Below are 24,781 nucleotides of genomic sequence, written 5' to 3'. Positions count from 1 at the left end.
TTGCTTAGTCATAAATAGACTAATACCTAGTCAATTTTCTGACATTGGCTTTTGGAGATACCATGGAACTAGCAATTGTATTGATGATGTTACTGATCATAGTAGCTGTAGGCGCAATGAAACTATATGAGCCCAGTTTGGCATTCCCTTTTAAAAAGAAAGGCAACTTGTTTACACCCGTTGAACGTACATTTTTAGGACTTATCGAGGAAGCCGTAGGAAACGAATTTCGCATCTTATGCAGAGTGAAGATGAGCGATATATTGACTATTCATCAAAAAACAGATAAAAAAACCAGTAAAAATGCAGCTTCACGAGCAGGCAGTAAACATCTTGATTTTGTGCTTTGTTCCAAAGCAGACATGTCACCTATCATGGCTATTGATTTAGTTCATAACAATGGCAAAGATGGTTACAAGAGTCAGCGCGACTTTTATGTAAGCGGCGCCCTTGATGCAGCGCATATACCTCACGTCAGGATAAAAGTTCGATCTGGCTACAAGGCACAAGATATTAGAGAGTGTATCCAAGCTAAACTACCTAAAACAAAGTTGAAGTTACTGAACGCACCAGTGCCTCAAAGTGGTGGTCGATTGGCCGCAGAATTCGCTAGGCAAGCTAAACCTACACGACCTATTCAAACTAATAAAACTGTAGCTAGTCGACCTGTAGCTGCAGCATAGAAATCGACGTAAAAGCCATCTTAAAAGAACTAATTAGAAAAGTTTGAGATGGCTTGTTTGTCCTTTGAGAATAACTGTTCCACCTAAACCCTGCCAAATGTATTTAAATTAAACCCACTAAACAATTACTCAAACGCTCTAATAATTATAGTCTTGCCTTATTCTACTAAACCTATGTTTTAACCTGCTATATCTTAGCTAATGACACGTTACCATTTGTAATACTTCTTCTTTATTAATACAAATCTAGAATTTTTTAATAAAACAGTTTTTCACACAAAAAAAACCACCCGTAAAGGTGGTCTTAATAATTGCCTATAATTGACAATCTATATTTAGCTACTTATTAGCTAGTTTTTTTATTACGTCTTGTAACAGCCAAACCCAACAGACCCGCTCCAAACAATAAAGCAGATGCAGGTGCAGATACTGGTGTAGCAGTGGTTTCAGTATAATCGTACGAGATACTAGCTGAGCAGAATGCCGATGTCGTTTGGTCATTACTGATATTAGCGCCACCGCCAACAAAAGTAGAACCAGATAGTGTAGAACAAGACGTATCAAAAAGGCCAGTACCAACAAAAGCAGTTAAATCACCACCAGTTAAGGTTACTGAATAACTAGCTATGTCTGAGACAGGGCCAAGATTTAGTGACGCGCCACTACCTAGATTTACAAATCCAGCAGTTGATGCCAATTGTGTTACGAAAGCTGGTACTGGAGTTGTCACGCCAACAGAACTTGCATCAAAGAAAAAGTTAAGTACCGAAGTAAAACTAAAGTTAGCCGGATTAGCCGCATTATTTGTTAACACAGTTGAACTTAAAGACTCTCCACTTAACGTTAGAGTAGCTGAGTTTAGAGTACCTAGCGCACTATCAAACTGACTTAACGACCCTGTTTGGTTGATTTCGGTAACTTCGAAAGCGTTTGTAAAAGAACTTGTGATGACAGTTGCCTGGGCGCTTGAGGCAATAGCTAGACTGCCAGTTAACAGTACAGAACCGATTATTTTATTAAGTGTTTTGATATTCATTTTTCATCCATTAATACTATAAGACTCCAACGACAATATTGGCGCTTTCTTTATTTCACATCAGCATAAGCAAAAAACAGGCCGAAATAATAAAACCAATATTAATCAATCAGTTAAAACCTAACAATTTAGTAATTTTTCTATAATGTAAAATTTACTGACACTATTTATAATTATATACATTGTATGTAAAATTTACTGACACTCCTTTTAAGGATAAAAGACTATCAACACCTATAACAATGCAACAAACATCCTGCTTGTTAGCTTGTGAATTATTGCTAATGTAATCACAAAATGCCCTTTTCAATTCAAGTTAGATGAAAGATTGTATAGGGGATGTAATTGTATTTTTATGTTTGACGTAACTCATACTCTAACCATACGCCCAAGTAAATTGCTCAAAAAAAAGAGCTACCCAGTTAACTTGGATAACTCTTTAAAGTTTGTAGCGCATCAATTTTACTGTAAATGCGTTATTTCTAAGAGGTATTTGTAAGTGCTCACTTATTACAAGTCAATGTAATCAGCACTTCAATAAAAACTAACCTTTAACGAATGCAACACCCATAGCGATATCACTACGTAAGCCATCTAACATTGCGTTTTTAGCGTTTTCTTCAAATTCACTCAACTCGCCGTAAGATAAAATTTCTTCTACGCCGTTTTTCCCTAAACGTACCGGATGAGCAAAAAATGCTGCGTCGTCACTATTAGTTTCAACGTAAGTATATTCAACCACGTTTTCACCGCGCATAGCATCAACCAAAGATAAACAAAACCTTGCTGCAGCTTGACCCATAGAAAGTGTAGCCGAACCGCCACCAGCCTTAGCTTCAACTACTTCAGTGCCAGCATTTTGGATGCGAGTAGTTAAACTTGCCACTTCTTCATCAGTGAAATCTACACCGTTAACTTGCGATAAAAGAGGCAATATTGTGGTGCCAGAGTGCCCACCAATTACTGGTACATGTACGTTCTCTGGGTTTAATCCTTTTAGATTGCCCACAAAGGTTTCTGAACGTATAACATCAAGGGTAGTAACACCGAACAATTTATTCTTGTTGTACACACCTTTAGCTTTTAACGCTTCTGCTGCAATAGCAACAGTAGTATTAACAGGGTTGGTGATAATACAAGTACAAGCTTCTGGACAATTATCTGCAATGGCATCAACTAAATTTCTAACGATCCCAGCATTAATGTTAAACAAATCAGAACGATCCATACCTGGCTTACGAGGTACACCTGCTGGGATCAACACTATGTCACAACCGCTTAAGCAAGCAGCTAAATCATCTTTCCCGAAACCTAGTACTTTCACATCAGTAGGTATGTGACTTAAATCGACCGCTACGCCCGGAACCACTGGAGCAACATCATACAAATTCAATTCTGAGCCAGCTGGCAATTGAGTTTTTAATAATAATGATAACGCTTGGCCGATACCACCGGCTGCACCTAATACGGCTATTTTCATGATTCTCTCCTGTGAAAAGCTTTCTGCTTTGCAATAATCAAAACTAACATGGGTTGTATACCCTTCCCCATTGAAACTGCGGCGTTGTTGGCTGCTATCACGTTCCCCAATCACTTAGTATATCTAAGTTCATGGGGCTAAGTTCCTTTGCCGCCTAGCTGCAATTCAAATGGCTTTGAGTATAAAATAACAATCTTGGTCAATATTTTAGACTGTGGGATTATACTAGGGTATTCCCCTATTTAATAGGCAACTGTGTTTTATCATATATTCATCATTATTGATGAATACCCATCCATCTCACTAAGTGCATAACAATTGAGTTGGGTTGTTATACTAATCCGTATAAAGGCAAATTGCTTAAACCCAAGCAATACGGCAAAATACAACTATCAACTCCAGCAACTAGTCCCTTATGGCCACCATTAAACAAGACGCATTGATAAAAGCATTTAAAAACATTCTTAAAACGGAAAGTTTTGGATCCCAAGGCGATATAGTCGAAGCGCTAAAAACACAGCAGTTTGATAATATCAGTCAATCCAAAGTGTCCCGGATGTTAAGTAAATTTGGCGCGGTTCGAACTCGCAACGCTCGGGGTGATATGGTTTACTGTTTGCCCCCTGAAATGGGTATGCCTACTGCAAAGAGCCCCCTTAAACAACTTGTTCTAGATATTGTACACAATAATGTGATGGTGATTATTCGCACTAGCCCGGGCGCAGCTCAGTTAATTGCTCGTCTATTAGACTCTTTAGGCAAAAAAGATGGCGTGTTAGGCACTATTGCGGGGGATGACACTATTTTTATCGCTCCTGCCGATATAAGTACTATCGAAGATACTCGCAAGCGAGTCGAAGCATTATTTGAAAACGTTTGAAAATGTATAAAAAACACCTTGGCTTTGCCTTTAACATTATTGCATTAGGGCTATTTTTCCCCGGCATACTACTGACTATGTTTTCCTTTAATATGGAAATGGCAGCCAATCTTAGTGGCTCCGCCCTAACTTCGTCGCTAATAGATAAAGAATTATCAATTATGGCTACTATTAGTGAACTATGGAAAGACCAACGATTATTAGTTGCAGCGCTAATATTTGCATTTTCAGTGTGTATACCTCTGGTAAAAACAGTACTGCTCTGTTTCGGCTACTTTACTAAATCACTACAAGTTGAAAAAAGACTGATCAACTTTGTGAGCGCCATAGGCAAGTGGTCGATGGCAGACGTGTTTGTCATCGCTATTTTCCTGGCGATTATGTCTACCAACCATGCAGATACCACTACATCTGAACAATTCAGTGTGTTTGGCTTTAAGGTTGCTATAGATATCAGCACTCAAACCTTGTCTGCTGCTGGTGAGGGGTTTTATTACTTCACAGCCTACTGTGTGCTGTCTTTGATTGGTACTCAGTTTGCAAGTTCTGCTATTAAATCTAAGTATGCAACTTAAGCCAGACTTGGTTATCATCTTCCTAAATGCTCTTAAAAAAACACTAACTGCTATTAAATCAGGTCGAAAATAAGAAATGTATTTATGAATCACAAACTATTATCAGCTGTCATTATAGTTATCAGCCTAATATTTTATGCATGCGGGGGGAGCTCGAAGCCATCACTTGTGCCCCCAAAACCTAGTATTAACGAGCCTAAATGGATAGCAGGGCAATTTTCAGATGATTCAATTTACAAAAATCTTTGTGCAGTTCCACGAGTAGCTCCAGATAGTAATGGCGATTCATTTTTGGATGCTCAAGGCACCATCATGCATGAAAAAATGTGGCTACGCTCTTGGACTAACGATACATATCTTTGGTACCGCGAAGTAGATGACAACAACCCCGCACTTTTTTCTGTGGCTGATTATTTTAGCCAACTAAAAACCAATGAGCTCACTGCATCAGGTTCCTTTAAAGATAACTTTCATTTTACTCAATCAACCGAAGAGTACAATCAACGCACTCAAAGTGGCGTGTCCTCTGGTTATGGCATCAGTTGGGAATATGTGAGTTCCAGCTCTCCTAGACGTTTGATTGTGCGTTACACCGAACCAAGCTCACCTGCCGCCATCGCCAGTGTTAGTAGAGGATACGAATTAAAAAAAATTGATGGTATTGATTTTAAAAATGCAACTTCTCAGACCGAGGTGGACAAAATTAATGCTGCATTAAACCCAACAGATCCGGGGCAGACCTTCAATTTTGTATTTACTGATAATGCTGGAAAAGTGTTGTTAGAAACTAACCTAACATCCGCCAATATTGAGTTACAGCCGGTACAAAACGTAAAAATAATAGACACGGCCGCTGGAAAAATGGGCTACATGCAATTCAATTCCTTTATTAGAGCCGGGCAAGCAGGGTTAATTACTGCTTTTCAAGAATTTGTTGACCAAGGTATCACTGAACTAGTTATCGACCTACGTTATAACGGTGGCGGTTTGTTAGCTATGGCCTCACAAGTCGCTTATATGGTTGCAGGGAGCGGACAAACTAATAATCAAATTTTTGAAACACTACAATTCAATGATAAATATCCTAATAACGATCCAGTAACAGGTAACACGCTGCAACCAACTCCCTTTTACAGCAACGAAATTAACTGGACTACCAACACGCTTACAGATAATAACTTACCATCTGTTGCTTTGACCCGAGTGTTTATTCTGGCAACAGACAATACCTGTTCAGCTAGCGAGGCGGTAATTAATGGCCTAAGTGGAATTGATGTTGAAGTCGTATTAATTGGCGATACCACCTGTGGCAAACCATTTGGTTTTTACGCAACAGATAATTGCAGTACCACTTATTTCACCATTCAATTTCAAGGTGTAAATGCCAAAGGTTTTGGGGAGTACTCTGACGGATTTTCACCTGTCATCAGCCCAGTATTTGATGATCAACTAGTAGGTTGCACAATAAACGATGACTTCACTCACGTCCTAGGTAATGAAGATGAGTCCCTGTTAGCGGCGGCGATTAGTTATGCCGAAACCGGTTTATGCCCAGTTCAAAATAAATCTGCGAGTAAAATGGTGAAGACCCAAGGCACAGGTATTGCCATCAAAACACCTAATACCATCTTAGACTCGATAAAGATTTTAACGCCTATCAATGAGCCCTCAACGTTATGAGAGAAACACTGCTTATCATTATTGCCCTCTTTATCTTGAGTAGTTGCTTAGCCCCCCTACCTTTGCCACCTGCTGAGGCATTGTTAACACAGCCCTCAGCAGAAAGTCGAAAGATAATAGAAAACGCGATAGGTGAGTTACTGAATAGCCAACCCATAAAGCTCGCGGATAATGCATTTACTGAACAAAGTACTGTCATTATTGAGCGTATTCAGTCTAAAGATAGCCGAGGCAAGCTTCTTAATGGACGAGAAGTAGACCAAGCAGACACATTTTCATTACTCTCAAGAGATAGCAACTGTTATGTGAGGCATGACCAAAGTGGAACTACCAAACTCCTGGTCAACATCAGCTGCGAGCCCCCGGAACTTTAATAAGTAACCTGAGTTTGGTATAAGCATCACACCTGACACAATTTCGAAAATAAACCCTATCCCTGTATTGTTTGGTATAAAACACTTAAAAAATGGCAAAAAAAAGGCGCTAACCTTGCGGGTAGCGCCATTTCGATTTTTTTACTAAAACAATTATGCTTTAGTAATAACTTCCACTAACGTCCAGTTTTTGGACTTAGATAAAGGACGACATTCACGTATTGTTACTACGTCACCTTGATTACATTGGTTAGTTTCGTCATGTGCGTGTAGCTTAGTAGTGCGTTTGATGAATTTCCCATAAATTGGGTGCTTCACTTTACGTTCTACTGCAACAGTGATGGATTTCTCCATTTTGTTGCTAACCACACGACCTTGTACTGTACGAAATGTTTGTTCAGTCATCTTACGCTCCTACTGGGGCTGCAGACTTTTCAGTCAGAATGGTTTTAACACGCGCGATAGTGCGACGCACTTTACGAAGACCGTCAGTTTTTTCAAGCTGACCTGTGCTCGCTTGCATACGCAAGTTGAATTGTTCACGAAGCAAGCTAAGTAGCTCTGCGTTCAATTCTTCTACGCTCTTTTCTTTCAGTTCTGTGGCTTTCATTACATCACCGTCCGAGTTACGAAAGTTGTTTTAAAGGGCAGTTTTGAAGCTGCCAATGCAAACGCTTCGCGTGCTACTTCTTCTGGAACACCTTCCATTTCGTATAAAACACGACCTGGCTGAATTTGGCATACCCAGTATTCAACGTTACCTTTACCTTTACCTTGACGCACTTCTAGAGGCTTCTCAGTAATTGGCTTGTCAGGGAAAACTCGTATCCAAATTTTACCTTGACGTTTAACGGCACGTGTCATTGCACGACGAGCTGCTTCGATTTGGCGCGCAGTCATTCGACCACGTCCTACGGATTTAAGTCCGTAAGTTCCGAAACTTACACTGTCACCCGAGGCTAAACCACGGTTGCGACCTTTGTGCATTTTACGAAACTTCATACGTTTAGGTTGTAACATAATTAGCCCTCACGCTTAGGAGCACGGCCTTTCTTCTTAGGTGCGGCAGCGGGCTGCTCGTGAGTAAGTGGCATGCCACCTAATACTTCACCTTTGAAGATCCATACTTTTACGCCAATGATACCGTAAGTTGTAGCAGCTTCTGACGTTGCATAGTCGATGTCAGCACGGAAAGTGTGTAATGGAACACGACCTTCACGATACCATTCGGCTCGTGCAATTTCAGCTCCGCCTAAACGGCCGCTTACTTGAACTTTGATACCTTTAGCACCAATTCGCATTGCATTTTGCACTGCACGCTTCATAGCACGACGAAACATTACGCGACGTTCTAATTGGCTAGCAATACTATCTGCAACAAGTTGTCCGTCTAATTCTGGCTTGCGTACTTCAGCAATGTTGATCTGAGCTGGCACACCGGCTAGCTTAGATACATACTTACGTAGCTTCTCAACGTCTTCACCTTTTTTACCGATAACAACACCAGGGCGAGCAGTGTGAATAGTCACACGAATGCTTTTCGCTGGACGTTCGATAACGATTTTCGAAAGTGAAGCAGTTTTAAGTGCCTTAGTCAGATACTGACGTACCTGATGATCATTAAACAGGTTATCTGCATAATCTGCAGTATTAGCGTACCAGGTAGATGTCCATGGTTTGCTGATACCCAGGCGTATACCTGTAGGATGTACCTTCTGTCCCATTACTTTCTCCTAGTTATCAGACACAACAACAGTGATGTGACTGCTACGCTTCAATATACGATCAGCACGGCCTTTGGCTCTAGGCTTGATACGCTTCATAGTTGGACCTTCGTCAACAAAGATTTTAGATACTAACAATTCGTCAATATCTGCACCTTCGTTATGTTCGGCGTTCGCAATCGCTGACTCTAGTACTTTCTTGACTAGATCGGCACCTTTTTTAGGGCTGTAAGACAGCACCTCAAGGGCTTTTTCAACGTGTAAACCACGAATTTGATCTGCTACCAAGCGAGCCTTCTGAGCAGAGGTACGAGCATGACGATGTTTAGCAAAAGCTTCCATAATCTATTTCCTATCTCTTGGCTTTCTTATCCGCGACATGGCCACGGTAAGTACGCGTTGGAGCAAATTCGCCCAATTTATGGCCGACCATTTCGTCACTGACAAATACAGGAACGTGTTGGCGACCGTTATGGACTGCAATGGTCAACCCAATCATATCTGGGATGATCATAGAGCGACGAGACCAAGTCTTTATTGGTTTTTTCTCGCCTTTCTCCACTGCAGCCTCAACCTTCTTCAGCAAGTGTAGGTCTATGAAAGGACCCTTCTTGAGAGAACGTGGCATGGTGAATCCTCGCTGTTACTTATTACGACGACGTACGATTAATTTATCAGTACGCTTGTTACTACGTGTTTTCTTGCCCTTAGTTGGAACGCCCCAAGGTGAAACAGGATGACGGCCACCAGAGGTACGACCTTCACCACCACCATGTGGGTGATCAACAGGGTTCATGGCAACACCACGTACAGTTGGGCGGATACCGCGCCATCTGTTCGCACCGGCTTTACCAAGTGAACGTAGCATATGTTCTGCATTACCGATTTCGCCAATAGTGGCACGGCAATCTGCTAATACTCGACGAACTTCACCAGAACGTAGACGAAGAGTTACATAACCCTCGGCACGCGCTAGGATCTGTGCATAAGTACCTGCAGAACGAGCAATTTGGGCACCTTTACCTGGCTTCATTTCAATAGCGTGTACCGTAGTACCTACTGGAATGTTACGCATTGGCAAAGTATTACCTGCTTTAATCGGCGCATCAGAACCTGACTGGATTGCATCGCCTGCTTTAGCACCTTTAGGCGCTAAAATATAACGACGCTCACCATCTGCATATAACACCAAACAGATGTTTGCAGAACGGTTTGGATCATATTCTAAACGTTCAATTTTGGCTGGAATGCCATCTTTGTTACGTTTAAAATCGATAACACGATAATGATGCTTGTGACCGCCACCAATATGACGCACGGTAATGCGACCATTGTTGTTACGACCACCAGACTTGCTGTTTTTTTCAAGCAAAGGAGCATAAGGTGCGCCTTTGTGTAGATCATGGTTAACAACCTGAACTACGTGACGACGACCAGGAGAAGTCGGTTTAGCTTTTAATAATGGCATATCTAATCCCCTTCTTAGCCTTCGCTGCCAGTAAAGTCGATGTCTTGACCTTCTTTAAGCACAACGTAAGCTTTTTTCCAGTCTTTACGCTTGCCAAATGATGCACCATGACGCTTGGTTTTACCCTTCACGTTTAGGGTACGAACAGAGTCAACTTCAACTTCGAACAATTTTTCAACTGCCGCTTTGATTTCTTCTTTGTTCGCATCTTTGACTACTTTCAAAACAACAGTGTTGTTTGTCTCGGCAGCTAGCGTTGCTTTTTCAGAAACATGTGGTGCTAGTAGCACCTTAAGTAGACGCTCTTCATTTATCATGCTAGCGACTCCTCTAATTGTTTAACTGCATCAGCAGTCATCAATACTTTTTCGAATGCAATAAGACTTACTGGGTCAATACCCTGAACATCACGAACGTCAACTTTATACAAGTTACGTGCTGACAAGAACAAGTTCTCATCAACTTCTGATGTCACAATAAGTACATCTTTAAGTTCAAGCTCTTTTAACTTAGAAATTAATTCTTTAGTTTTTGGAGTTTCAACTGCAAATTTTTCAACCACGATTAAACGTTCTTGACGTACCAATTCTGAAAGGATGCTTTGAATAGCACCACGGTACATCTTTTTGTTAACCTTTTGGCTGTGATCCTGTGGCTTAGCTGCAAAAGTTACACCACCAGAACGCCAGATAGGACTACGGATTGTACCAGCACGGGCACGACCTGTTCCTTTTTGACGCCAAGGTTTGGCACCACCACCGCGTACTTCAGAGCGTGTTTTTTGCGCTTTAGAACCCTGACGAGCTCCAGCACCGAATGCTACTACTACTTGATGTACTAGTGCTTCGTTAAAATCACGTCCAAAGGTTGCTTCGGATACTTCAAGAGCGCTTTTCGCGTCTTTCAATACTAATTCCATCACTTAACTCCCCAGACGTTACGCTTTGATAGCAGCTTTGATAATGACATCGCCACCAGGAGCACCAGGAACTGTACCTTTAACTAATAAAAGGTTGTTCTCAGTATCAACTCTGACTACGTCCAAAGACTGCATAGTTACACGTTTGTTACCCATCTGACCGGCCATTTTCTTACCTTTGAAAACTTTACCAGGTGATTGGTTTTGACCAATCGAACCAGGTGCACGATGCGACAATGAGTTACCATGTGTGTTACGTTGGTGGCTAAAGTTCCAGCGCTTAATAGCACCTTGGAAACCTTTACCTTTAGAAGTTCCGACAACGTCAACCATTTTAGTGTCTGCAAAAATTTCAACAGTAATTTCACTGCCAACTTCTATGCCTTCACCTTCATTGTTGTCTAAACGGAATTCCCATAAACCGCGGCCTGCTTCCACGCCAGCTTTAGCAAAATGACCTGCTGCAGCTTTATTAACGCGGCTAGCTTTTTTCTCGCCAGCGGTGACTTGAAGCGCTTTATACCCGTCAGTTTCGTCAGTACGTAACTGAGTCACACGATTCGGGGTGGCTTCTATAACAGTCACAGGAATAGACACACCATCTTCAGTGAAGATGCGAGTCATACCTACTTTACGACCGATAAGTCCTATCGCCATGTTAAAACCCTCTCTTGTTAGCCCAGGCTGATTTGAACATCAACACCGGCAGCCAAGTCCAATCTCATCAACGCATCTACTGTTTTATCAGTAGGTTCAATGATATCCACTAAACGCTTATGTGTACGAATTTCATACTGATCACGCGCATCTTTGTTTACGTGAGGTGAAGTAAGTACTGTATAACGCTCTTTACGTGTAGGTAGTGGAATAGGACCGCTAACCTGAGCACCTGTACGTTTCGCAGTTTCAACGATTTCAGCCGTAGACTGATCGATCAACTTGTGATCAAACGCTTTCAAACGAATACGAATTCTTTGATTTGGCATCGATTAAGCTCCAATCGAAAGAACAAAAAAAATCATCCACACCATCAATTATTATTTGATAGGAGGATGCATGTATACTGCTGACCCAATATTAGGGCCCTGTTGTTATTTGGTTGTATATTGAATATCAGTAAAAGCACCTCAATTCTAACCAAATGCACTTGTTCCGAAGAATCAGTGGGCGCGAATTATATACAGATTTGATATTTATGCAAGAGAGAATATCAAATTAGACATAACTCAGTCATATGGTCGCTACTTAACAACTGTTTATGAATGTATGATCTATATATTAGAGTATCCGCACAGCAAGCAGAAATATTTGTAATCCATGATTTGCCAGCCTTTTTCTATAGCTAACAATGCTAGTAACAGTAAAAGCTATTTGCTGTCTGTAGCGCGTCAGTTATAGTAAGGTTTCCAATATAAGAAAATACAATAGCCTAGAAGTACATTAAGCAACTATATGAATGCCGAACTTAATCAAAATCATCTCGACCGAATTAACCAGTTGCTTAAGACGTATCCTTCTCTTATGGATGCGTATCACAAGTTAGAGCCCTTCGTATTGGGTTTATTTGATGCCGAACGTATGAGTATTTTCCAGCGCCGCAGGCAGCACCAAGATTTGGTAGCTCGTTTTAAAACAGGTAAAGAAACCCGTGAAATCAAAGTGCCTATTAGCCCGATGTCTATTGCCGGTTACGTAGCACTAAGCCAATTACCCCTCATTATTAATGACCCATATAATAAAGAAGAACTAGCTAGTATCCATAAACGCTTAAACTTCGCCGATAAGTTCGATAAAGGCTCCACCTTTAAGACTCGGAATATTATTTGTATTCCGATCCTCGACTCTGGCGTATTAATGGGCGTGATGCAGATCATCAATAAGAAAGATGCTGCTTTTACCGAAGACGACCTTAACCTTGCCAATGCCATCGCAGAAATCATGGGCAAAAAATTTCGTTATGAATTAGGCGGCACCAGTCAACCCTTTGATTATTTAGTACACCGCAACCTTATTTCTGAAAAAGAGCTGAAGAAACTTCAAGAATCCAGTCATGACAATAGACAGTTGGTGCAACGTCTGACATCTGAGCACAGAGTACCTGAGGATGACTTAGGCAATGCATTATCTGTGCACTATCAGGTACCTTATATTGCGTATTTACCTGATAAGTTTCACCTATTTCAAAGCGACAGTAAGCTGAATCTCTCTTACCTTAAACGTAATTTTGTTGCGGTGTTAGCAGACGTAAAAGATAACCCTATTGTGTTGATGGCAGAGCCAAATAATGCCACTTTATTAATGGAAATTGAAAGTGCGTTAGGTATAGACAGTTACGAGATATCGGTCAGCTTACCCAATGTCATCCTGCAATATTTAGGGGAAGCGTCAGGAGGCGGTGCAGGTCCAGGTGCGATGGACGAGATCCTTGATGAGATTGGCACCAGCGCAGATGAACTAGATGAACAGTCTGATGAAATGTCAGACGACGCGCCTGCAGTTGTTAGGTTGGTTAGTCGCGTCTTACATGATGCCAAACGCTTAAATGCTTCTGATATTCATGTTGATCCAGAAAAAAATGCACCTACTCGAGTACGTATGCGTATAGATGGAGTATGTAGAGATGTTACTCAAGTACCTGCATCGCACCATAGTGCCGTGATTGCCCGTATAAAAATCATGTCGAATCTGAACATTGCTGAAAAACGTGTACCACAAGATGGCAAACTGTCCTTTAGAATGTCGGGGCAACTTATTGAAGTCCGAGTAGCGACTATTCCAACTATTGCCGGCGAAGGTGTAGTTATGCGGATATTGGCTGCAGGTGGTGCAATGCCTTTGAGTAAGCTAAATCTATCGCCACGCAATCACGAAAAAATTCTTGAGTTAGTGCAAAAACCCCACGGCATTATATTAGTAGTAGGACCTACGGGTTCGGGTAAAACCACTACTTTGCATGCTGTTTTAGGGCACATCAATACACCAGAAAAGAAAATTTGGACTGCAGAAGACCCAGTAGAAATAACTCAACCTGGCCTACAACAAGTACAAGTCAGCGCTAAGATTGGTTTTACGTTCGCCAATGCATTAAGAGCATTTTTACGTGCCGACCCAGACATCATACTAATTGGCGAAATGCGTGATAAAGAAACCGCACATGCCGGCATAGAGGCCTCTCTCACCGGACATTTAGTATTTTCTACTTTACATACCAACTCAGCTCCAGAAACCATTTCTCGTTTGTTGGACTTGGGGCTTGATCCGGTCAACTTCTCTGATGCTTGTGTGGGTATTTTAGCCCAGCGTTTGATCAGAACCATCTGCCCGAATTGCAAAGAGAAATACCCTGCAACTGAGTCGGATATTGCCTTTATTAAAAGACAATATGGTGAAGAATACCTTGCAGAGCTTAATTTACCTGAACCGCTAATGTTATTTAAAGGCAAAGGCTGTGATGAATGCGGAGACACCGGATATAGAGGCAGAACTGGGGTACATGAATTGTTATCCATGACCGGGGAATTACGCTCTCTGGTATATAAAGAAGCCTCTGTACACGAAATGAAAGCCCAGGCTATGAAAGATGGCATGCGGACACTCACCCAAGACGGCATTTTAAAAGTGTTAAAAGGTGATACCGATATTCCGCAAATTCAAATTATTAGCGGCACTGGTTAAACATTTATTTCAACTAAAGTGCCAGGCTAATAACGCCATATAATGCTTATACACTCTAGAGCTTTACTCAAGCATATAAGATATCTACTGAAGAATTGAAGCTGTTACTGTGTTGATAGCTATACACTCTGCCTCAGCTAGTTTTTAACATTTTTCAAAGCCTGTCTTGCAGATATTAACCATAATGCTAATGTATTTATTTTCAGCCGCCAATGACACAGTCTTAATATAAATCTATAAAAATCAATGAGAATCTAGGGAATTAACTATGACACGCTTCAATAAAAATCTGCTGCAAGCAGCGGGTTTAGCCACAGTGCTATGTTTTTCAACTTTGACGTTTGGCCAAACTGAGCAAGAAGATGAGCAAACATCAGCTGAACAAGAGCAGAAAAATCAAGACTGGGACGTACTTAATCCACCTTTTGATTTAGCCACTGTATCAATCGATACAGACAACACCACTTGGTCTAGTCTAGATATCACTCCCGATGGTAAGAGTTTGGTGTTTGATATGTTAGGCGACATTTATGTTGTTGCTTTAGATGGGGGCAAAGCCAAGGCACTGACACAAGATTTTGCATGGAATATTCACCCTGCTGTTAGTCCAGACGGAGAAAAAATAGCCTTTATCTCTGACCGAGGAGGACTATCTAACCTATGGGTGATGGACAAAGACGGCAGCCATTTAAAACAACTTAGTAAAGAAAAGAACAACTTAATCCATTCACCTAAATGGAGTCCAGATGGACAATATATAGCAGTGAGCAAAGGCATAATGTCGAGTCGTAGTATTCCGGCCGGTGAAATTTGGCTTTATCATCATTCTGGCGGTGACGGCTTAGCAATTAAAAAGCGAGTAAACGGTAAAAAAGACCAAAAAAACATTGCTGATCCCGCTTTCTCTCCTGATGGAAAGTATCTGTACTTTACTCAAGACGTATCTGGGGGCAGTACGTTTAGCTATAACCGAGATCCACTAAAAGGCATTTTTGCCATTACCCGATACGAATTAGCCAATGGTGAGGAAGAACGTTTTGTCAGTGGCACAGGCGGTGCTGTTGTCCCAACTCCCTCTCCTGACGGTAAACACCTTGCTTTTATTCGAAGAGTAAAAGAAAAAACCGTACTTTTTGTTAAAGACTTAGCTACGGGAATGGAAAAACCTCTGTACATGGATCTCGAGCGAGACATGCAAGAAGGTTTTGGCTCAGAAGGGTATTTTGCCTACTTTGATTGGACACCAGATTCCAAATATATCGTTTTCTGGACAGCTGGAAAATTTCATAAACTCACAGTTAAAGACCAGTCTATCGCCACCATACCAGTGCAGGTTCATGCAGAACTAAAATATGCTGACGCGGTGCGTTTTGATGTAGATGTAGCGCCTGACAGTTTCCCTATAAAAATGACGCGCTGGGCACAAAAGTCACCTGATGGTAAATCGATATTGTTTCAGGCTTTAGGTAAACTTTATGTGAAAAATATTAAGTCTGGTAAAACCGAACGATTAACCAAACAAAATGAGCACGAAGAACTTTACCCGCGTTACTCAAATGACGGAAAAAATATTGTTTACACCACTTGGCACGACCAAGAATTAGGTTCAATTAGGATCATCAAAGCCCGTGGCGGCAAAGGTAAAGTATTAACTACAACACCAGGTCACTATATCGAACCCAGTTTCTCAACCGACGGAAAATTAGTGGTCTATGACAAAATCACTGGTGGCTATCTACTGAGCCCAAAATATTCGGTCGAACCGGGTATTTACGTGGCAAATGTTAAAAGTGGTGAAACTAAACGTATTGCCAAATCTGGTTCAGCCCCACACTTTGCCGGCGACAACACACGCATTTATATGACCACTTCAGTTTCAGGTAGCAGTTACCCTGAAACTCAATTAGTCAGTGTAGATTTAAATGGTGAAGACAAACGAGAGCATTTATACGGCGCCGATAAAGTCACTGAATATCGCTTATCTCATGACAAAAAATGGGTCGCCTTTGTACATCAATATAATGCTTATGTTGCACCTTTTGTGGATACCGGTAAGCGGGTCAATATAGGTCCTAAAATGTCTTCATTGCCCGTTAAACAGATATCAAGCCGCGCAGGTGAATACCTAACTTGGAGCGCCGATAATCAGTCTGTAAGTTGGTATCACGGCGCTACTTTTTATGAGCGGAAATTACAAGATGCCTTTGAGTTTTTTGCAAATTCACCAGAAGAATTACCGGAACCAGTCAGTGAAGGTATTGACTTATCTTTTCAACAAAAAGCAGACAAACCTTCAGGTTACAAAGCCTTAGTAGGTGGCACAGTTGTCACCATGCGCGATGCAAATAGGCAGCGAGAAGTCATTGAAAACGGCGTGGTATTAATCAAGGACAATAAAATTGTCGAAGTTGGAAAATCTGGCGATGTGTCTATTCCTAGTGAAACATTACTTATTGATACTAAAGGTAAAACCATATTACCTGGGCTTATCGACGCTCACGCTCATGGTTCGCAAGGCAGTAATGAAATAATCCCGCAACAAAACTGGAGCATGTATTCAAGCCTAGCCTTTGGTGTCACTACTATTCATGATCCATCAAATGATACCACCGAGATCTTCTCGGCTGCCGAATTGCAAAAAGCAGGAAAAATTGTCGCCCCTAGAATTTATTCAACCGGTACTATTTTATATGGTGCCGAAGCAGTAAATTATAGGGCGATAATCAACAGTTACGACGATGCTTTATTTCACATACAACGACTAAAAGATACCGGGGCTATTTCGGTTAAAAGTTACAATCAACCTAGGCGCGATACACGTCAGCAAATATTAGCTGCCGCCAAACAACTAGGCATGATGGTAGTGCCAGAAGGCGGTGGCAAATTCCAACAAAACATATCAATGTTAGTAGACGGTCATACAGGCCTGGAACATTCTTTACCTATAGCCAAAGGTTATGACGATTTAACGGCTTTATGGTCAGCCACAAAATTTGGCTACACCCCAACATTTGTAGTGTCATACGGCGGCATGATGGGTGAAGAATACTTTTATGACAGAACCGAAGTATGGAAAAACCCTCGCTTAATGCGTTATACCCCAAGCTTTTTGGTAGATAAACGTTCTATTAGACGCCCTACTGCACCTGACAATCAGTACAATCATGTTGCTGTTGCTGAGTATGCCAAAACATTACGAGACAAAGGCGTAAGCGTACATATAGGCGCCCATGGTCAGCGCGAGGGGTTAGCCGCTCACTGGGAATTGTGGTTAATGAATAAAGGTGGATTTACACCTTGGGAAGCGCTTCGAGGTGGAACAATTGACGGTGCGACTCACTTAGGCATGGACAAACAAATAGGCAGTATTGAAGTAGGTAAAATAGCGGACTTAATGATAATAGACGGTGATGTACTTAACGATATTCGCCGCAGTGAGTTTGTTGAATACACAGTGTTAAATGGCCGAATTTATGAGGCGGCAACCATGAATGAAGTAGGCAGTAAAAAACAACGTAAAGCGTTTTTCTTTGAACAAAACAATCAGTTGTTTATGCCCAAAGCAACACAACAAGCCATAAACGCTAAAGCACAAAAGCATCATTGGGTGCATTAGTCTTTTTTTCTAAACAAGCCCTAACAATTTTTGTTAGGGCTTTCTATTTAAGATGCGTTCATATATGAAAAAAAATTTAGTTTGGGACATTCCGGTAAGATTATTCCACTGGTTATTAGTGCTCTGTTTGTTTGGCCAATGGTTAACTGCAGAGGTGTTAGAAGATGCGATGGATATCCATTTCTATATTGGATACTTCACTTTAGGATTGATTATTTTTCGATTAATTTGGGGATTTGTTGGTACCAAATATGCCAAATTCAACAGTTTTATTGCAGGACCAAAGGCAATGTTAGCCTATTTACGTAGTGTGATATCCAAACAACATACCTTGAGTATTGGTCACAACTCTGTGGGTGGATTAATATTACCTGGGGTAATAATTCTAGTGGGTTTGCAGGCCATCAGCGGCTTGTTTACTACAGACGACATCGTCTACTCTGGCCCCTATTACGCCAGTGCTGACACAGATTTACAGCAATTAATGCAATGGTTGCATCATAATGTTTTTGACATTCTACTAGCCATTATTGGGTTACATTTAGTCGCTATTGGATGGTATTTGATTTTCCTTAAACACAATCTTATAGGGCCAATGTTAGATGGTAAAAAAGCAGTAGCGCCAAAAGATGGTATCGAACATTCTCAACTTATTAAGGCTATATTGGTAATGTGTTTAGTGGCGATATTTGTTTATTGGTTGGTAGAAATAAACCCGCCTCCAATAGAAGACGGTTATTACTATTAAATATTAATCTTCTTTGTAGTTGTCGTGACAACCTTTGCAGCTTTTGAACACTTGACCAATAGCGGGCTTAAACTGACTTGTATCTCCTGCTTTAGCAACTTTGTTCAAGTTACTGGCGGCAGCCGTTAAAGCACTTATTTTGTTTTTAAAATCAGCTTGATTTTCCCAAATTTTGTCCAATGCAGCAGTTTCAACATCAAAGCCAGTTGTATCTGTTGCAAAATAGTCTTCCAACATCAAAGACAATTGTTCAATACGTATGGCGTTGGTTTGCATTGTTTGCGCGTCAAACGGGATAGCACCTTTATTCATTGCCCCTAAAACACCCACATTGCTCTTTACAAGTGTAAGGATCGCTTGTCTAAACTCAGTAACGTCTTTGGCCTGTTTGTCCGATTTGGCGGGTTCTGCAAACACAGAAAATGTACTCAACAGCGCTGAACCTACAATTACTGCAATAGCCTTCTTGATCATATTACCTTCTCCAGTAGTTAAATTTGATAAAGTGTAGAACGATGATAACGGTTTTTATTCTTCCATTCCTGCTATTTAACAACAACAGCTTTAAATGCTAAAGACTTTTAGTTGGGCTTACCTCAAATCGTAAACGTTTCCCTCTGACATACCGTGAAGATACTGTAACTTACCATTGTAATATTGACGGCTAACAGATAAATATAAAAGTGAATCAGCAACAACTTGGATTGGATGATTTGAACCTGTGAATTCTGCTCCAGCCGCATCAACTGTACTACCCTTCACTTTCAACGCAGTTTTACCCTGCAAACGCACGTTAGTCATAGTAACAAAGGAATTATTCACCTCCATAGTCAAGTTATCCGATTGAACAACAACCTGCTGCATAGTTACATCGGAGTTTTCAATATAAATCTGCTTTGCAGTGAGATTGCTTAAGGTAATATATTTACAGCCACTAATATAAACAAAATCATAGTGCCCACTAAAAGATCGATCATTTTGGTTGTTGCAGGTTAAAGTAGCTAAATCTTCGCTTTCTATATAAGTTAAATGCTGCCGTTTTATAGGTGGGTTGTTTAATGCATAATTTAACTTCTGCATAAATTCTGTGGGTTTATCTTTCATTGGCACATGGCCTGCGTCTTGGATAACATTTAACTCAGCATTGTCTAAGTGAAACTGCAACAATTCTCCAGTTCGTAGTGGCGCAACTCGATCATATTCTCCCCAGATTATGTGAGTGGGCACCAAAAGTTTATCTATTGCCTGGGAGAAATCTTCATTAATGAGTCCAATAGCTGCGTTTAAAGTAGGGCGATCTTTATAAACATATTTTTGCGCAAATTTATTTTGCAGCAACACTTGTGTGGGATCTGGCAACTTATCCATCTGACTAAGCACTGAACCACTGACACTATTAATAAATCTATTGAACCTGCTCACTGCGGTATCTATAAAATTAAAGCGTTGTTGATATTTTGCTAACCATTCATAACGATCGGGCATTTGTGTCATATGCCGAACAAATACTGAGCGTTGCAACACTCCGGCAGTATCTACCATAATGAGGCGTTCAACCATGTTAGGAAATTCTGACGCAAAACGTAAGCTGATTGCAGCGCCCATAGAATGGCCAATTACAGTCACTTTTTGTGATGAAAACTGCGGGATCAACCATTGTAGTAGTTGTGCATAACGTTGTGGGGCTAGTTGTAATGATGTTGGATCGGACTCTCCAAAACCTGGTAAATCTAAGGCAATAATATGATAATCAGACTCAAGTTGCGGAATAATATCTAACCAATCTCGTAAGCCACTGTAGCCAAGACCGTGTACTAAAATAATGGCTTTTTTGTGCTTTTCCCCCGTTTCTATTACATGAACAATCCCACCAAATATAGGTTCATTTATTCGCGACTGTTGCCAATGCGCAGGCAGTGGAGCTAAGGTTTGTTGTAGAGCGTCATCGCTATTTTCTTTTTCTTGAGCAAAGCTATTGATGGCAAAAAAACAGCAAAAAAATACAACTTTAAAACAGCTCATAGAGACATAAAGACCAGCAGCAGAATAGGTAACTTTTAAATTAGAGATGAGTTAGTATCATGTCAAGTAAAGCGATTGTTAATCAACATCTCGGCTTTACTCTCAAAAGAAACCGGATATAGCGCGAGCACCTGTATTCTTTAAAGTAAAATGAACTTGAAAACATGGTAAAGATGGGACTTATTTAATGGCAGATAATAATTTAGAAAAATCTTTCGCAACATTAAAACAAACAATACCTCTAATGCTGAAGCATAAAATTCCTGCCATTCCTAACAATTATGCGCTTTGGTATACCTATGTTTCTAATGAATCGCCTGAGTTAAAAAACGCTATTGATTATGTCTTAGATAATAAAATGCAGTTTTCTAAGATAAAAACAAAAGAACTTTATCGCAATTACCTTGCAGAAGCTGAAGAAGTTTCAGCTTGGGAACTACGTCAGTCTGTGGAAGCTATGTTGATTGAGTTATCTCAATCCTTGCGGGACACCCGCTCTGAAACTACCAGCTTCAAAGAAACTATGGACACTTGTGTTGATGACCTAACTAAAGTTGAAAAAGAAGGATTGTCAGTAATAGAAGTGATGGCCTTAGTGCGTAATTTGGTCGAAAACACACAAAACATCAGGCGTAGCACTATAAACTTTAATGCTGCCTTAAAGGACGCTCAAAACGAAATAGAAGCACTCAGAGGCCAGCTTGAACAAAGCCAACAAGAAGCTTTGTATGATGCCCTAACAGGGTTATGTAACAGACGTTACTTTGATGAAGAACTAGCCACTCAGTCTTTAAAACCTAACTTATGTTTGATACTGGTTGATCTTGATTACTTCAAAAATATCAATGATAACTACGGCCATCTTATGGGAGACTTAATTTTAAAAGCTACCGCTAAAAAGCTCCAAGCAACATGTCGAGATGGTGCGCAGGCCTTTCGATTTGGTGGTGAAGAATTTGCCATTATTGTGCCTAACGTAAATATTGCTAAAGCAAGAAGCATGGCTGAATCGATGCGTAAAGCCATAGAAAAAATAAGAGTAAAAGACAAACGCACAGGTGAAATATTGGGCGATATAGCGGCCTCATTTGGAGTTGCAGAACTAATAAAAGGCATGAATCCATTGGCTCTGGTGGAGCAAGCAGACAAACAACTTTACGAAGCTAAACGTCTAGGCCGTAATCGTGTTATGCCTATGATGTAATAGAAAAAAGTAGGTCAACAGCCTAATTACCAACAATCAAACAGGAACAGACGGTGACCGGATGCATCACTGCTCCGCAGCCTTTGGCCCCTTTGTTAATATGAGCAACAGGTATGCCTCTTTCATCTGACATATGTTGATCTCCCCATCTAACTGACGCCAACAAAATAGGGGGTAACTCCAAACCTTTTTAGTAAGACGGTATTCCTCCCGTAATGATCGTTGTTGGTAGGGCGTTTTGAATAAGACCCTCTGCTTTCAGAAGGGTGGTAACAAACTAACAATGAATACTCAATGTTATTCCCATAAAAATCTTGAATACCGGACTTTATTCACGCAGGTAAGATCGGATATCAAAAATATCAAAAGCCTATGTAAATATCCTTAAATAGCTCGTTGGCTAACACTTTAAGCAGCTTTTTCATGGATTTTTTTTATCTTCCAAATAAAAAAATGCAATTAACTTTAAAATGTTTGCATCTTAAGTAAAGAAAATAGGCAATTACTTAAAATATCTTGTATAATCCTGCGCAATTTTTACTCATACTGAAGTTGGAATAATGACAGATTTAGCGAAGTACAGAAACATCGGTATTTTTGCCCACGTTGACGCGGGTAAAACGACCACTACAGAACGGATCCTTAAACTTACTGGTCAAATACATAAGACCGGTGAAGTACATGACGGTGAATCAACTACCGATTTCATGGAACAAGAAGCCGAGCGCGGTATAACAATTCAATCAGCAGCAGTAAGCTGTTTCTGGAAAGATCACCGTTTTAACGTTATCGATACTCCTGGACACGTTGACTTCACAGTTGAAGTATACCGTTCACTTAAAGTACTAGACGGCGGTATCGGCGTATTTTGTGGATCTGGTGGGGTTGAACCTCAATCAGAAACTAACTGGCGTTATGCGAATGACTCAAGAGTTGCGCGTATTATCTTCGTTAATAAATTAGACCGTATGGGTGCTGATTTCTATCGCGTTGTTGCTCAAACTAAAAAGGTACTCGGTGCTAACCCTCTAATCATGGTTCTGCCAATAGGTATCGAAGATGATTTTGTTGGGGTAGTTGACCTTCTTACTCGTAAAGCCTACGTTTGGGATGACACTGGTCTTCCTGAAAACTACGAAATCACTGATGTGCCTGCGGACATGGTTGATAAAGTAGAAGAATATCGTGAAATGCTGCTTGAGACAGCTCTTGAGCAAGATGATGACTTATTGATGGCTTACATGGAAGGCGAAGAGCCTTCTGTTGACGAAATCAAACGTTGTATCCGTAAAGGCACACGTACTATGGATATATTTCCAACCTACTGTGGTTCTGCATTCAAAAACAAAGGTATGCAATTAATTCTTGACGCCGTTGTAGATTACCTACCTAGCCCTACAGAGGTTGATCCTCAACCACTTACGGATGAAGAAGGTGAACCTAATGGTGAATACGCAATCGTTTCTGCAGATGAAACCTTTAAAGCGTTAGCTTTTAAAATTACAGATGACCGCTTTGGTTCACTTACTTTCGTACGTATCTACTCAGGTACGCTTAAGAAAGGTGATACCATAATGAACGCCGCAACAGGTAAAACTGAGCGTGTTGGCCGTATGTGTGAAATGCAAGCTGATGACCGTAACGAGTTATCATCAGCACAAGCTGGCGATATCATCGCTATTGTTGGTATGAAAGGTAACGTGCAAACTGGTCACACTTTATGTGATCCAAAACACCCAATCATCTTAGAAGCTATGGTATTCCCTGAGCCAGTCATCTCTATCTCTGTTACACCAAAAGATAAAGGTTCAACTGAGAAAATGGGTATTGCTATCGGTAAAATGGTTGCTGAAGATCCTACTTTCCGTGTTGAAACTGACCAAGATTCAGGTGAAACAATCCTATCTGGTATGGGTGAGCTTCACTTAGATATCAAAGTAGATATTCTTAAGCGTACTTACGGCGTTGAATTAACAGTAGGTGAACCTCAGGTTGCTTACCGTGAAACTATCACACAAGAAATTGAAGATTCTTATACCCATAAGAAACAATCTGGTGGTTCTGGTCAATTCGGTAAAATCGATTATCGCATTAAGCCTGGCGAAGCCAATTCTGGCTTTACATTCACCTCTAAAGTTGTTGGCGGTAATGTACCTAAAGAATTCTTCCCTGCGATTGAAAAAGGTTTCAAGAGCATGATGGATACTGGTGTTCTAGCTGGTTTCCCAGTGCTAGATGTTGAAGTTGAATTATTCGACGGTGGCTTCCACGCAGTGGATTCATCAGCGGTTGCATTTGAAATTGCGGCTAAAGGCGCATTCCGTCAATCAATTCCTAAGGCTGGACCTCAGCTAATTGAACCTATCATGAAAGTTGACGTGTTTACGCCTGACGATCACGTAGGTGATGTAATTGGTGACTTAAACCGTCGTCGTGGCATGATCAAAGATCAAGAGCCTAGTGCAACAGGTGTTCGAGTTAAAGCTGACATTCCTCTTTCTGAAATGTTTGGTTATATCGGAAGCCTACGTACTATGACATCTGGTCGTGGTCAGTTCTCTATGGAATTCTCGCATTACAGCCCTTGTCCACAAAATGTGTCTGAGAAAGTCATTGCAGAAACCAAAGAGCGTAACGCTGCTAAGAAGTAAAAACGTCTAACGACTTAAAAAGCCCCATTAATTTCAATTAATGGGG

At 40.8% G+C, this 24,781-nt stretch carries 25 protein-coding genes; 10 read left to right on the top strand and 15 right to left on the bottom strand.

Annotation, left to right across the window (positions count from 1 at the left end; genetic code table 11):
* Nucleotides 1–62: 62 nt before the first annotated feature.
* The gene (locus tag GARC_RS17180) at nt 63–683 is read left to right on the top strand and encodes a DUF2726 domain-containing protein (protein ID WP_007622507.1); all 621 of its coding nucleotides are present in this window, start codon (nt 63–65) and stop codon (nt 681–683) included.
* Between the two features lie 346 nt (nt 684–1,029).
* Here the strand turns inward: GARC_RS17180 and GARC_RS17175 are convergent, their stop codons facing one another.
* A complete protein-coding gene (locus tag GARC_RS17175) occupies nt 1,030–1,719 on the bottom strand; it encodes a choice-of-anchor E domain-containing protein (RefSeq protein ID WP_007622505.1) in 690 nt (229 codons plus the stop codon).
* Between the two features lie 544 nt (nt 1,720–2,263).
* Entirely contained in the window at nt 2,264–3,199 is a 936-nt protein-coding gene (mdh, locus tag GARC_RS17170; protein WP_007622503.1) for a malate dehydrogenase, read from the bottom strand.
* 415 nt (nt 3,200–3,614) lie between these two features.
* On the opposite strand from mdh, the gene argR reads away from it, so the two are divergent.
* The 4 genes from argR to GARC_RS17150 all read left to right on the top strand — a co-directional run bounded on the left by argR (nt 3,615) and on the right by GARC_RS17150 (nt 6,708).
* Nucleotides 3,615–4,079, top strand: a complete 465-nt coding sequence (gene argR, locus GARC_RS17165) for a transcriptional regulator ArgR (protein WP_007622501.1) — start codon at nt 3,615–3,617, stop codon at nt 4,077–4,079.
* Nucleotides 4,080–4,081: 2 nt separating this feature from the next.
* A complete protein-coding gene (locus GARC_RS17160; RefSeq protein WP_007622500.1) occupies nt 4,082–4,654 on the top strand; it encodes a paraquat-inducible protein A in 573 nt (190 codons plus the stop codon).
* Nucleotides 4,655–4,738: 84 nt separating this feature from the next.
* Complete coding sequence (locus GARC_RS17155; RefSeq protein WP_039989956.1) at nt 4,739–6,334, top strand: S41 family peptidase; 1,596 nt, start codon at nt 4,739–4,741, stop codon at nt 6,332–6,334.
* Nucleotides 6,331–6,708 (top strand): hypothetical protein, encoded by a 378-nt coding sequence (locus GARC_RS17150; protein WP_226989207.1) that lies wholly within the window; start codon nt 6,331–6,333, stop codon nt 6,706–6,708. The genes GARC_RS17155 and GARC_RS17150 overlap by 4 nt, the downstream gene beginning before the upstream one ends.
* A gap of 153 nt (nt 6,709–6,861) precedes the next feature.
* On the opposite strand, the gene rpsQ is transcribed toward GARC_RS17150, so the two are convergent.
* The 11 genes from rpsQ to rpsJ are packed head-to-tail and all read right to left on the bottom strand — an operon-like array spanning nt 6,862 to nt 11,805.
* Nucleotides 6,862–7,113: a 30S ribosomal protein S17 gene (gene rpsQ, locus GARC_RS17145; RefSeq protein ID WP_007622496.1), complete on the bottom strand. Its 252-nt coding sequence runs from the start codon at nt 7,111–7,113 to the stop codon at nt 6,862–6,864.
* 1 nt (nt 7,114) lies between these two features.
* The gene (gene rpmC / locus GARC_RS17140) at nt 7,115–7,318 is read right to left on the bottom strand and encodes a 50S ribosomal protein L29 (RefSeq protein WP_007622494.1); all 204 of its coding nucleotides are present in this window, start codon (nt 7,316–7,318) and stop codon (nt 7,115–7,117) included.
* Nucleotides 7,318–7,728, bottom strand: a complete 411-nt coding sequence (rplP, locus tag GARC_RS17135) for a 50S ribosomal protein L16 (protein WP_007622493.1) — start codon at nt 7,726–7,728, stop codon at nt 7,318–7,320. The genes rpmC and rplP overlap by 1 nt, the downstream gene beginning before the upstream one ends.
* Before the next feature lie 2 nt (nt 7,729–7,730).
* On the bottom strand, nt 7,731–8,432 hold the full coding sequence (gene rpsC, locus GARC_RS17130; RefSeq protein WP_007622491.1) for a 30S ribosomal protein S3: 702 nt from the start codon (nt 8,430–8,432) through the stop codon (nt 7,731–7,733).
* Nucleotides 8,433–8,441: 9 nt separating this feature from the next.
* Nucleotides 8,442–8,774, bottom strand: a complete 333-nt coding sequence (gene rplV / locus GARC_RS17125; protein ID WP_007622489.1) for a 50S ribosomal protein L22 — start codon at nt 8,772–8,774, stop codon at nt 8,442–8,444.
* A 10-nt stretch (nt 8,775–8,784) separates the two neighbouring features.
* On the bottom strand, nt 8,785–9,060 hold the full coding sequence (gene rpsS / locus GARC_RS17120) for a 30S ribosomal protein S19 (protein ID WP_014107406.1): 276 nt from the start codon (nt 9,058–9,060) through the stop codon (nt 8,785–8,787).
* Between the two features lie 15 nt (nt 9,061–9,075).
* The gene (gene rplB / locus GARC_RS17115) at nt 9,076–9,900 is read right to left on the bottom strand and encodes a 50S ribosomal protein L2 (RefSeq protein WP_007622483.1); all 825 of its coding nucleotides are present in this window, start codon (nt 9,898–9,900) and stop codon (nt 9,076–9,078) included.
* Between the two features lie 14 nt (nt 9,901–9,914).
* The gene (gene rplW / locus GARC_RS17110; RefSeq protein WP_007622481.1) at nt 9,915–10,217 is read right to left on the bottom strand and encodes a 50S ribosomal protein L23; all 303 of its coding nucleotides are present in this window, start codon (nt 10,215–10,217) and stop codon (nt 9,915–9,917) included.
* Complete coding sequence (gene rplD / locus GARC_RS17105; RefSeq protein WP_007622479.1) at nt 10,214–10,819, bottom strand: 50S ribosomal protein L4; 606 nt, start codon at nt 10,817–10,819, stop codon at nt 10,214–10,216. Before rplD ends, rplW begins: the two co-directional genes overlap by 4 nt.
* An 18-nt stretch (nt 10,820–10,837) precedes the next feature.
* The gene (gene rplC, locus GARC_RS17100) at nt 10,838–11,476 is read right to left on the bottom strand and encodes a 50S ribosomal protein L3 (RefSeq protein WP_007622478.1); all 639 of its coding nucleotides are present in this window, start codon (nt 11,474–11,476) and stop codon (nt 10,838–10,840) included.
* 17 nt (nt 11,477–11,493) lie between these two features.
* Nucleotides 11,494–11,805 (bottom strand): 30S ribosomal protein S10, encoded by a 312-nt coding sequence (rpsJ, locus tag GARC_RS17095; RefSeq protein WP_006012796.1) that lies wholly within the window; start codon nt 11,803–11,805, stop codon nt 11,494–11,496.
* Between the two features lie 535 nt (nt 11,806–12,340).
* Between rpsJ and GARC_RS17090 the strand changes: the two genes are divergently transcribed.
* From GARC_RS17090 to GARC_RS17080, 3 genes are all read left to right on the top strand, one after another.
* Nucleotides 12,341–14,494 carry a GspE/PulE family protein gene (locus GARC_RS17090; protein WP_007622477.1) on the top strand — a complete coding sequence of 718 codons (2,154 nt, stop codon included), beginning with the start codon at nt 12,341–12,343 and terminating at the stop codon, nt 14,492–14,494.
* Nucleotides 14,495–14,762: 268 nt separating this feature from the next.
* Entirely contained in the window at nt 14,763–18,110 is a 3,348-nt protein-coding gene (locus GARC_RS17085; protein ID WP_007622476.1) for an amidohydrolase family protein, read from the top strand.
* A gap of 64 nt (nt 18,111–18,174) precedes the next feature.
* On the top strand, nt 18,175–18,858 hold the full coding sequence (locus GARC_RS17080; protein WP_007622474.1) for a cytochrome b/b6 domain-containing protein: 684 nt from the start codon (nt 18,175–18,177) through the stop codon (nt 18,856–18,858).
* Nucleotides 18,859–18,861: 3 nt separating this feature from the next.
* Here GARC_RS17080 and GARC_RS17075 read toward each other — a convergent pair whose 3' ends face one another.
* Nucleotides 18,862–19,332: a c-type cytochrome gene (locus tag GARC_RS17075; RefSeq protein WP_007622472.1), complete on the bottom strand. Its 471-nt coding sequence runs from the start codon at nt 19,330–19,332 to the stop codon at nt 18,862–18,864.
* 117 nt (nt 19,333–19,449) lie between these two features.
* Entirely contained in the window at nt 19,450–20,880 is a 1,431-nt protein-coding gene (locus GARC_RS17070; protein WP_007622470.1) for an alpha/beta fold hydrolase, read from the bottom strand.
* A gap of 187 nt (nt 20,881–21,067) precedes the next feature.
* On the opposite strand from GARC_RS17070, the gene GARC_RS17065 reads away from it, so the two are divergent.
* On the top strand, nt 21,068–22,084 hold the full coding sequence (locus GARC_RS17065; RefSeq protein ID WP_007622467.1) for a GGDEF domain-containing protein: 1,017 nt from the start codon (nt 21,068–21,070) through the stop codon (nt 22,082–22,084).
* Between the two features lie 560 nt (nt 22,085–22,644).
* A complete protein-coding gene (fusA, locus tag GARC_RS17060; protein ID WP_007622453.1) occupies nt 22,645–24,735 on the top strand; it encodes an elongation factor G in 2,091 nt (696 codons plus the stop codon).
* Nucleotides 24,736–24,781 lie beyond the last annotated feature (46 nt).

Origin of the sequence: Paraglaciecola arctica BSs20135, assembly GCF_000314995.1 — a bacterium.
GTDB classification, from domain to species: domain Bacteria; phylum Pseudomonadota; class Gammaproteobacteria; order Enterobacterales; family Alteromonadaceae; genus Paraglaciecola; species Paraglaciecola arctica.
This window is presented reverse-complemented; position numbering and strand designations above follow the sequence as displayed.

What these genes read in the sequence shown, in the direction of transcription:
- GARC_RS17180 (WP_007622507.1), top strand. Translation starts at nt 63, where the DNA reads ATGGAACTAGCAATTGTATTGATGATGTTACTGATCATAGTAGCTGTA.
- GARC_RS17175 (WP_007622505.1), bottom strand. Translation starts at nt 1,719, where the DNA reads ATGAATATCAAAACACTTAATAAAATAATCGGTTCTGTACTGTTAACT.
- mdh (WP_007622503.1), bottom strand. Translation starts at nt 3,199, where the DNA reads ATGAAAATAGCCGTATTAGGTGCAGCCGGTGGTATCGGCCAAGCGTTA.
- argR (WP_007622501.1), top strand. Translation starts at nt 3,615, where the DNA reads ATGGCCACCATTAAACAAGACGCATTGATAAAAGCATTTAAAAACATT.
- GARC_RS17160 (WP_007622500.1), top strand. Translation starts at nt 4,082, where the DNA reads ATGTATAAAAAACACCTTGGCTTTGCCTTTAACATTATTGCATTAGGG.
- GARC_RS17155 (WP_039989956.1), top strand. Translation starts at nt 4,739, where the DNA reads ATGAATCACAAACTATTATCAGCTGTCATTATAGTTATCAGCCTAATA.
- GARC_RS17150 (WP_226989207.1), top strand. Translation starts at nt 6,331, where the DNA reads ATGAGAGAAACACTGCTTATCATTATTGCCCTCTTTATCTTGAGTAGT.
- rpsQ (WP_007622496.1), bottom strand. Translation starts at nt 7,113, where the DNA reads ATGACTGAACAAACATTTCGTACAGTACAAGGTCGTGTGGTTAGCAAC.
- rpmC (WP_007622494.1), bottom strand. Translation starts at nt 7,318, where the DNA reads ATGAAAGCCACAGAACTGAAAGAAAAGAGCGTAGAAGAATTGAACGCA.
- rplP (WP_007622493.1), bottom strand. Translation starts at nt 7,728, where the DNA reads ATGTTACAACCTAAACGTATGAAGTTTCGTAAAATGCACAAAGGTCGC.
- rpsC (WP_007622491.1), bottom strand. Translation starts at nt 8,432, where the DNA reads ATGGGACAGAAGGTACATCCTACAGGTATACGCCTGGGTATCAGCAAA.
- rplV (WP_007622489.1), bottom strand. Translation starts at nt 8,774, where the DNA reads ATGGAAGCTTTTGCTAAACATCGTCATGCTCGTACCTCTGCTCAGAAG.
- rpsS (WP_014107406.1), bottom strand. Translation starts at nt 9,060, where the DNA reads ATGCCACGTTCTCTCAAGAAGGGTCCTTTCATAGACCTACACTTGCTG.
- rplB (WP_007622483.1), bottom strand. Translation starts at nt 9,900, where the DNA reads ATGCCATTATTAAAAGCTAAACCGACTTCTCCTGGTCGTCGTCACGTA.
- rplW (WP_007622481.1), bottom strand. Translation starts at nt 10,217, where the DNA reads ATGATAAATGAAGAGCGTCTACTTAAGGTGCTACTAGCACCACATGTT.
- rplD (WP_007622479.1), bottom strand. Translation starts at nt 10,819, where the DNA reads ATGGAATTAGTATTGAAAGACGCGAAAAGCGCTCTTGAAGTATCCGAA.
- rplC (WP_007622478.1), bottom strand. Translation starts at nt 11,476, where the DNA reads ATGGCGATAGGACTTATCGGTCGTAAAGTAGGTATGACTCGCATCTTC.
- rpsJ (WP_006012796.1), bottom strand. Translation starts at nt 11,805, where the DNA reads ATGCCAAATCAAAGAATTCGTATTCGTTTGAAAGCGTTTGATCACAAG.
- GARC_RS17090 (WP_007622477.1), top strand. Translation starts at nt 12,341, where the DNA reads ATGGATGCGTATCACAAGTTAGAGCCCTTCGTATTGGGTTTATTTGAT.
- GARC_RS17085 (WP_007622476.1), top strand. Translation starts at nt 14,763, where the DNA reads ATGACACGCTTCAATAAAAATCTGCTGCAAGCAGCGGGTTTAGCCACA.
- GARC_RS17080 (WP_007622474.1), top strand. Translation starts at nt 18,175, where the DNA reads ATGAAAAAAAATTTAGTTTGGGACATTCCGGTAAGATTATTCCACTGG.
- GARC_RS17075 (WP_007622472.1), bottom strand. Translation starts at nt 19,332, where the DNA reads ATGATCAAGAAGGCTATTGCAGTAATTGTAGGTTCAGCGCTGTTGAGT.
- GARC_RS17070 (WP_007622470.1), bottom strand. Translation starts at nt 20,880, where the DNA reads ATGAGCTGTTTTAAAGTTGTATTTTTTTGCTGTTTTTTTGCCATCAAT.
- GARC_RS17065 (WP_007622467.1), top strand. Translation starts at nt 21,068, where the DNA reads ATGGCAGATAATAATTTAGAAAAATCTTTCGCAACATTAAAACAAACA.
- fusA (WP_007622453.1), top strand. Translation starts at nt 22,645, where the DNA reads ATGACAGATTTAGCGAAGTACAGAAACATCGGTATTTTTGCCCACGTT.